At 54.2% G+C, this 2,573-nt stretch carries 1 protein-coding gene; it reads left to right on the forward strand.

Annotated features, from left to right (window positions below; translation table 11 throughout):
• A partial coding sequence (locus tag POG22_RS17170) for an ATP-binding protein (RefSeq protein ID WP_498906588.1) occupies positions 1–2,573 on the forward strand: 2,573 nt, incomplete at both ends.

A 2,573-nucleotide genomic window follows, 5' to 3' on the forward strand; every position in this document is an offset into this window, starting at 1 on the left:
CACGATCCTATCTACCTCTCGGAATTCACTATATTCTACAAATTCAGCAAGCTGTTCTGAGCCGAGATTTCCAGCGAGGGGCTGACAACTGGATTAAAGCCCGTCAATGTCTGATGGCTTGTCGGGGATCTACTCTTTCGGTTGGCTATTACTACTACAGCTCTTTAAGTTTGTTAAAACTGTATCCCAGCTCGAACGATCGAGAACGCAATGAAGCGCGATCGCAAGTTGACGCCAATCAAGCACAGCTCAAACAGTGGTCTGATAGTTGCTCGGAAAACTTCCTGCATAAATATCTGCTTGTAGAAGCAGAAAAATGTCGAGTTTTAGGCAAGAAGTACGAAGCCGGAGAGTTCTACGATCGTGCGATCTCCGAAGCTCGAGCCAACGGCTACGTTCAAGAAGAAGCGCTTGCCAACGAACTAGCGGCCGAATTTTACCTCGATTGGGGTCGAGAAAAAGTCGCGCTCAGCTATCTCACCGATGCCTACTACAGCTATGCACGTTGGGGTGCAAAAGCCAAAATTCAAGACTTAGAAACCCGCTACGCTCGACTGCTGGCTCCCATCCGAGAGCGGCAAAATATACCGACAGAAGTGAGGACGACCACGACATCGCGCACGACGAACAAACTCGCCTCTCACAGTACGACCCACGAGTTGGATTTGTCGTCTGCCATCAAAGCCTCACAAGCGATTTCCGGAGAAATTCAACTCGAAAACCTCTTGGGACAATTGATGCAAGTGGTGATGGAAAATGCTGGGGCGTCTAAAAGTGCGCTGCTGTTGTCTCAGAAAGAAACACTCGCGTTAGTCGCCTTGGCTGAAGCTCGTGAAGACACCCCCAGCATTCACGTCGCTCCCCTCGGAACCTCTCTGACTCGAGACCTCGCGCAAGAAGTGCCGCTGAGCTTGGTTCATCGGGTGTGGCGAACTCAAGAACCGTTGATGTTGCCGGATGCAAACGCTGATATCGGCTTGGGAACGGATGCGTATCTGCGGGGAGGACGAGCCAAAAGTATGCTCGGTATGCCCCTGCTCGATCGCGGTAAGTGTATCGGGGTGTTGTACCTGGAAAACCAACTGGCTGCAGAAGCCTTTGCGCGCGATCGCCTACAGCTTCTGAATCTGTTCTGCTCGCAAGCGGCCATTTCCATCGAAAACTCTCTGCTCTACCACAACCTAGAACGTGCCAACCGACAACTGGAGGAGTATTCTCGCACCCTCGAACAAAAAGTTGAAGAACGCACCCAAGAACTCCAACAGGCTAAAGAAGCGGCCGACGCGGCCAACGCGGCCAAAAGCGAGTTTCTCTCCAACATGAGCCACGAGTTACGAACCCCCCTCAACGGCATCCTCGGCTACGCGCAAATTCTCCAACGGGACCGCAACCTCAATCCTCGCTTTCGTGAGGGGTTAAACGTCATCCGACAAAGCGGCCAGCACTTGCTGACGTTGATTAACGACATCCTCGACCTCTCGAAAATCGAAGCTCGCAAGATGGAACTGTACCCGGCTGAGGTCAATCTCTCCGCCTTCCTCGACAGTCTTACGGGTATTCTTCGGATGCGAGCCAACGAAAAGGATGTGGTGTTCGTCTGCAACGCCGCCCCAGGTTTACCGTCTGGCGTTCGCGCCGATGAAAAACGCCTGCGTCAAGTTCTCATCAACCTGCTGGGAAACGCGGTTAAATTTACCGATGTCGGACAAGTGATGTTGCGAGTCTCTCAAATTGCCCGCCGAGAAGCGATCGCCACTCTTCGCTTTGAAGTCATCGATACGGGAGTGGGGATGAGCGAAGACCAACTCGAGCAAATATTCCAGCCGTTCGAGCAGGTGGGAGACACGAAGCGTCGAGCGTCGGGAACGGGGTTAGGTTTAGCGATTTCCCGTCAACTGGTGGAGTTGATGGGGGGACAACTCCAGGTGAGCAGCCAACTCGGGGAGGGTTCGACCTTCTGGTTCGATGTGAGTTTCGAGGTCGTGAAGGCGAAGATTTCTGCTTTATCGCCGAGTCGCGATCGCATTGTCGGCTACTCAGGACGACGACGCTGTATTTTAGCCGCCGACGACAAGCTCGAGAGCCGTTTGGTGTTGTTGAATCTGCTCGAACCCTTGGGGTTTGAAGTGCTGCTGGCTGAAAACGGCCAGCAGGAGGTGCAGCTTGCTGTTGGGCAGCGACCCGACGCGATCGTTACGGATTTGGTGATGCCCGTGATGACGGGGTTTGAAGCGGTGCAAGAGATTCGCCGCCATAGCGAATTGCAAGACGTGCCGATTATCGCGATGTCTGCCAGCCTCATCGACAGCGACGGACAGAGTGAAATTGCCCGTTGCAATGCCTTCGTGGCCAAGCCCATCGACGCCGAGCTGTTGTTGTCCGTTCTCGGGAAGCATTTGCAACTCGAATGGGTATACGAGTCGGTGTCGCCCGAGACTGAACGGTCAGAGGAGACGGTCGGCGGACCGATCGTGCCGCCGCCACCGTCGGAGCTCGATCGGCTCTACAAACTGGCGAGGATGGGCAATATGAAGCGAATTCGCGATCGCGCCGCCGATCTCGAGGGACTCGGC

It is taken from the genome of Geitlerinema sp. CS-897 (genome assembly GCF_028368005.1).
Taxonomy (GTDB): Bacteria; Cyanobacteriota; Cyanobacteriia; order Cyanobacteriales; family Geitlerinemataceae; genus Baaleninema; species Baaleninema simplex.